Source organism: Streptococcus orisasini, assembly GCF_001431045.1.
Taxonomy (GTDB): domain Bacteria; phylum Bacillota; class Bacilli; order Lactobacillales; family Streptococcaceae; genus Streptococcus; species Streptococcus orisasini.
The window spans coordinates 1-6,040 of sequence record NZ_BCLE01000015.1; the positions used below are offsets into that span (position 1 = coordinate 1).

General features: G+C 36.2%; 5 protein-coding genes and 1 pseudogene. All 6 read right to left on the reverse strand.

The genetic code is table 11. The annotated features are described in order from the left end of the window. The coding region (locus SCSH_RS02715; protein ID WP_057490361.1) for an ISL3 family transposase at nt 1-880 on the reverse strand (880 nt) is incomplete at its 3' end. 428 nt (nt 881-1,308) lie between these two features. Further along, nucleotides 1,309-3,099, reverse strand: coding sequence for a GmrSD restriction endonuclease domain-containing protein (locus SCSH_RS02720; RefSeq protein WP_057490362.1), 1,791 nt, complete (start codon nt 3,097-3,099; stop codon nt 1,309-1,311). Between the two features lie 2 nt (nt 3,100-3,101). After that, a complete protein-coding gene (locus SCSH_RS02725) occupies nt 3,102-4,445 on the reverse strand; it encodes a DUF262 domain-containing protein (RefSeq protein WP_238581366.1) in 1,344 nt (447 codons plus the stop codon). Nucleotides 4,446-4,698: 253 nt separating this feature from the next. Beyond that, a pseudogene (gene rlmD, locus SCSH_RS02730) lies at nt 4,699-5,196 on the reverse strand (23S rRNA (uracil(1939)-C(5))-methyltransferase RlmD); the annotation flags it as partial. Nucleotides 5,197-5,220: 24 nt separating this feature from the next. Beyond that, on the reverse strand, nt 5,221-5,559 hold the full coding sequence (locus SCSH_RS02735) for a type II toxin-antitoxin system RelE/ParE family toxin (protein WP_057490364.1): 339 nt from the start codon (nt 5,557-5,559) through the stop codon (nt 5,221-5,223). Beyond that, nucleotides 5,552-5,845, reverse strand: a complete 294-nt coding sequence (gene relB / locus SCSH_RS02740) for a type II toxin-antitoxin system RelB/ParD family antitoxin (RefSeq protein WP_004227383.1) — start codon at nt 5,843-5,845, stop codon at nt 5,552-5,554. Before relB ends, SCSH_RS02735 begins: the two co-directional genes overlap by 8 nt. Between the last annotated feature and the right edge of the window lie 195 nt (nt 5,846-6,040).

Genomic DNA, 6,040 nt, shown 5'->3' on the forward strand with positions numbered 1-6,040 from the left:
TTAAGGTTTCTCTAAATGTTCGAGCATAGAACGCCTTAAGAGACAGTTTTCTGCTATCCTTTTGAATGAGCTTCCAGTAGTATTTAAGAGCTCTGTATTCCAGAGATTTATCATCAAATTGTTTCATGATTCTGATTCTAGTCTGATTAAGAGCCCGGCTCATGTGTTGGACAATGTGGAAGCGGTCGAGAACAATTTTAGCATTTGGAAATAGCAGTTTGATGAGGGGGATATAACTTCCAGACATATCGACAGTGACCACTTTAACTTTGTTTCTGGCTTCTTTCGAGTACTTAAAGAAATGATTTCGGATGGTTGTTTGTCTTCTGTCATCAAGGATGGTAATGATTTTCTTGGTGTTAAAATCTTGAGCAATGAAAGCCAATTTCCCCTTCTGGTAGGAGAATTCATCCCAGGAAAGCACTTCTGGTAAAGTGGTGTAATTCTCACGGAATTGAAATTGTTTCAGCTTCTGATAGACGGTGGAGGTAGAGATAGCGAGCTTAGAAGCAATATGTGTAAGAGCCTCTCTGTTGAGTAGGAGTTGAGAGATTTTCTGTCTAACCATTTCAGAGATTTGGCAATTTTTCTTAACGAGAGTTGTTTCAGCTACAGTAACTTTCCGACAGGATTTGCATTGAAATCGTCTCTTTTTCAAACGAATGAGGCTAGGGAAACCAGCAATCTCAATAAAAGGGATTTTAGAAGGTTTCTGGAAGTCGTATTTGATTTGTTTCCCCTTGCAGTGTTTACATTTTGGAGGGTGATAATCAAGTGTAGCGAAGACTTCGATATGGGTATCGTGCTGAATGGCTTTATTTAAGGTGATGTGTTTGTCTTTAATTCCGATGAGTAATGTGGTATTATTGATGTGTTCCATAAGATACTTTCTAATGAGTTGTTTAAGCGCTTTTCATTTAAGTCTTATGGGACTTTTTTGATACTCAAAAAGCCCTATAATCTCCATAGTGGAGTTACCCACTACAGAAATTATAGAGCCGATTTTTGTTAGTATATTCTTTTTGCTTAATATCTCTATTTTAGATTGACTAAACTATTTAAAGTCATTAAAGGTGCAATAAAAGATTGAAAATAGTTCGCAATGCCAAAAAGGTCATCTTCTTCTACTTCGCTGATAAATCATCTCGTACGAGCAATGATACTGCCTCAATACAAATTGTATTCTTGAGCAATTATCATTGCTACAAAATCTAATTGTGCCGAGTATATAGATTATACCTTTCTTTTAAATTAATTGTTTTTAGGTTCTGTTGAGTTGATAAAATAGACTGGTTTTCAAGAATATATCTACCCTAACTCACCCTTTTTTGATTCAAGAATTTTAAACATCTCGTCCTGATGCTTGTGTGCTAATTTTTGATCCCATATATTGTCATTCTGTCTCATCATTGCAGTCATGATTTTCAACTTCAAGCTTTGCGCAATAATCCCTGGGTTTGTACTTGCTTTTCCGACAGGCATTGCATTATTAAACGTAGAATTACCGGAGACCGTAATCAACGCTAAGTTACCAAAGCAGTTTAAATCTTCATCATCCCAAGAAGACAACTCAGTTGGATGTTGCGGATAGAAATGTTCGATTGAACTTCTGAACTGGAATTGCCAGTCATCCGCTAGAGGACGTATAATTTCATTTTCGTTGAATGAATAGCCATCTCGGTAAATTAAATAATCTAAATAACTGAATACGATTCGTTCAAAACCGAATCCGGAGGTCGTTTCATATCCAGATTCATCAACTTTTGATTGGGCATAATTTTCAAGAATATCCAATATATCAGCATTTTCATCATTAATATAACTCGACAAGACTAATGAAATCCAGTGCATTGTTTTTGGAGAGGTGTATGTTATACGTAAAGCAGATTGTAGCGTGCGAATTTGTTTGTTTCGATTATCTTCATCTCCACCAAAAGTTCCGACATATTTTGGCTTGTCTCCTTTAACGTCACGATATTTTTCAAGCCTTTGTAACGACCACTTCCCTGTTTCTTTGTAATCACGTGCATACTCACGCTTTAAAATAAATTTGTCAAAAAATACGCGGGCTTTCAACATCGTGAATAGGAATCGTTTAGCTGACACTTCATTTGCCCAATTATGCTGAAGACTGGTTAAAAAATTCTTGTCATCCAAACTTGCATCATCGTCCGCATTTGATCTAGTAATTGCTTCGTTGACTTGTAGCAAGAAGTTTGGGAAGGAAATAATTGACTCAAACCGTTCATTCTCAGATTCCCCATTTGATGGTGATGCCCCACTCGTCATGCCCTTACCTTGAAGTATTTCTTCAAGAGTGAATCTTTCTTCCATTACTGCTTCATTTTGATAGCAACCAATTAATGAATCAAAGTCAACTATCCTATCAGACAAGCTACTCCAATCATTACTAAATATCTTATCTCGTTGCTTTTTAGGATAATTCATTTGAATATAAGAGTCCATATTGGAGCAGTATTCCCAAATATCACTAGCGATTTTCTTAGCTTCTGGTGATGAAATTTTTGCTAAAATATATGCTTTAGCGATTTCATGTAATTCGAGTTGCTCACCACGCGTATTCATAATTTCAAAATAATGGTTCAAATCGATTTTAGCGGGTACCTGTACACGGATAAGATTCACTTTCTCCAAACGTTTGATGATTTTTTCTTTTTCTGCTTTCAGACCTGTCTTCTCAAAATAATCATCAATAATTTTATAGCCCACTTTAATTTCCGAAGACTGCAACTCATCAGTTAATTGGTTTGTATTGGGTAATGTTGCTAGCGTTCTATTCGCCTTATCTCTAGCTTCAAAACGTAATGCATCATTAGCAAACGTAATACCTAAATATCTTTCTAGTAAAAATAAAGTCGTCAAGCGTTGTTGCCCATCAATGACTTCATATAGGTTATTATCCTTCTGATTGACGATTAAATTACCTAAAAAATAATCATCTTTTGAACTCTTAATATCTTCGATTAATTGTTCAATTTGGTCAGAACCCCATGCGTAATTTCGTTGATAAATTGGAACCTCATAATGAACATCAGAAAATATTTTTGAAACTGGTATCATTTTTAAATGTTTATCCATGATTACCACCCATTCCATTGTTTAATTGATTCGTAAATTGCTTTGTAGCTACTACTTTGAAGGCCGCTCTCTTCTACACTTTCTAAGAATATGGATTTCAATTCTTGCGGGTCATTCATTTCACTCATTATGGAAAATAAATCTTTACCCAGATTAATCCGTTCATGTTGACCAACTGCATACTTATTTACCGTTTGTGGATAAATAGCCTTCATTCGTAATCTTAATGAATAACACCAAGTGTATAGCTGATGCATGACCGATTCATCTATTGTTTCATAACCAAACCTGTCAGCATAAAAAAGTAATGTAGCTTCATAAAGTTGTTTTATGTAAATATCACCAGTTCGCTTTCCTGGCACCTCTTCTTTTGTATGGTCACTATCAATCTTACTTTTGACTTGTTCCAACAAAACTGAATAATGCAAAGTCCAAGCAAAAAAGCGTTTACCGGCAATAATTGGTTGCGTCAGCTGAAATTGGTTTAATTCCCCGGAACTGAGCAACTCGCTTGAACCACTCGTATTGAATTGTTCAATGAAAATATTACTTGCCTTATGATAAATTGAATAGTTAAAGGTATTAGATTGCTTGATTCCCTTAAAATATTGGATTTTATCCGATGAATAATGTAACCCATCCCTGTTTTTAACCCATCGAATGACTGGATACAAATAATTGCTAAATAAATCCTCAAGTGCATTTTGATCCGTATCTTCCCACTCAGAAATCAGACTGATTTTCAACTTTTCAGGATCTCGAGTCATTTCTCTTAAATGATAGGATTTCAATAAATCGTGAGGCTTGAGCGCTTTTCCACGTGAATTTTGTGAGTCAAAGAATTGAAACGCCTCCTGCTCACTATCTGTCACAATCTTTACAACGGTACATTTCTTTTCAAGATACTCTTTATACTTGTTTTGCTCTTCTTCAGGAAGTTCGTTCACTCTCTTTTGAAGCAACATATAATTATTGTAAATTGCATCACGAGATGAAGGTTTATAGTTCTCTCTCAGAAGGTTTTGACTTTTTTCGCCAAGCACATAGAGTAAAATTGATAAGGTCGTAGTCCGTTGCTGGCCATCAACTAAATTATATTCATAATTTTGGCTTTTAGGCTTGTGCAGAATTACCGAACCTAATCTATACTCACCAATTCTTGACTTAAAAGCTTCATAGGTATCTGCAAATAAGGTATTCGTTGAACTTGACGACCAACGATATGGACGCTGATATTCTGGAATTTTTAAATTCATCTTCATCAGTTCATCTACACTGATGATTTTTAGTTCATCTTGAACTAACGTCAAAACTCTTCCCTCCTTATTGAAATCTAATGTCTTCATTATAACACATATATACTTTTTAAGTTCCCTGCAATAAATAATCTGATAATATAAAAGCACTCACGACAAAGCGTAAGTACTAAACTGATATTGTAATCGAACCAAATATAGAGAACATGGACACTTCTACTTCGCTGATAAATCAGCTCGTACAAGCAGTGATACTGCCTCAACATGATGCGTATTCGGGAGTAAAAAGGTCCTGTGGACCTTTTTAGCAGCTCGCCTTGAAACAAGAAAGCGAGATGGACTCTTACTCTACGGCTCTCTCTAGTAAACTAACAACTTCACAATGATGCGTCATTGGAAAAAGATCAACCGGCTGCACTTTTGTCAATTTATAACCCAATTCTTCGTAGAGTTTGATATCACGCGCCATGGTGGCTGGGTTACAGGAGACGTAGGTGATTTTGTCTGGTTGCATGGCAACGCTGGCTTTGATAAAACTTTCGGTGAGTCCTTTGCGTGGTGGGTCTACGAGGATAACGCTTGGCTGAATGCCTTGCTTACTCCAGTTGGCCATAGCGTTTTCAGCGCTATCAGCCACATAGTGGGCATTCGTAATGCCGTTTAACGCAGCATTTTTTTCCGCGTCACGGACAGCTGCTTCAATCACTTCCACACCATAAACTGCCTTAACTGATTTGGCAAAGGATAGGCCAATGGTTCCAATGCCTGAGTAAGCATCAATGACCACATCATCAGCTGTCAAATCTGAAAAATCAATAGCTGTCTGATAGAGCTTTTCTGCCCATTTTCCAAAAATATTCCCTAATTACTTATTAAATAATTTTGCCCAGTTTTGCTTTGAGTTCATGATACGAGAAATATAGACATTATGCTCCTCAATGTAGTAAAAAGCTAAATAATTCTCAATTGGCATATAGCGGTAACTTTTGCCATCAGCAGTTAATTCACCATAACCACGGCTCGCCACACGAGGACAAGCTTCAGGGAAGACTTCTAAAGTTTCTAAGGCAGATAAAATTAAATCAATTTTACCATCAGCAGATTGTTGGCTATAAAAGTTGAGAACAATGTACTCATGAATAGCTTTTAAATCCTGTTTAGCCGCATCAGATAAGGAAACACTGTAACGTTTATGACTAGTCAAGACCAAATTCCTTCCTTACGTCTGCAAGTGCTGTGACCTTACCTTGAGCAATATCTTGATGGCCTAACAGAATCTCTTTCTTTAAATCTTCAAAAGCAATTTGATACTGTGACTCTGGCAAGTCACTCGAAACAAATTCTTTGGCATCAACAGCACCAGTCGCAATCTTTCTTAATGCAGCATTAAAAACATCTGTAAGACTGATTTGCTCGTCTGCTAAAATGTCCTTAGTTTGTTGATAAAAAACAGAATCAGCACGAAAATTAACAGGTTGTGTAGTAGTCATATCAAAACCTCTTGTATATACATTTTGTATTTACATTATAGCATATCGTTAATGCCTATTTCAACTAAAAACTCAGTATACATCGTTCAGCATAGACACTTCCTTCGCTCCCTTGGTGACGAATACAAAAAATAAATGATGAATAAAATTATCTAATGACCCGTGGTGCTAGTTTATTTTTTAGTTAACAAAAAA

Excerpts from the sequence above, each read along its gene's own strand:
- relB (WP_004227383.1), bottom strand. The coding sequence starts at position 5,845 with ATGACTACTACACAACCTGTTAATTTTCGTGCTGATTCTGTTTTTTAT.
- SCSH_RS02720 (WP_057490362.1), bottom strand. The coding sequence starts at position 3,099 with ATGGATAAACATTTAAAAATGATACCAGTTTCAAAAATATTTTCTGAT.
- SCSH_RS02725 (WP_238581366.1), bottom strand. The coding sequence starts at position 4,445 with ATGAAGACATTAGATTTCAATAAGGAGGGAAGAGTTTTGACGTTAGTT.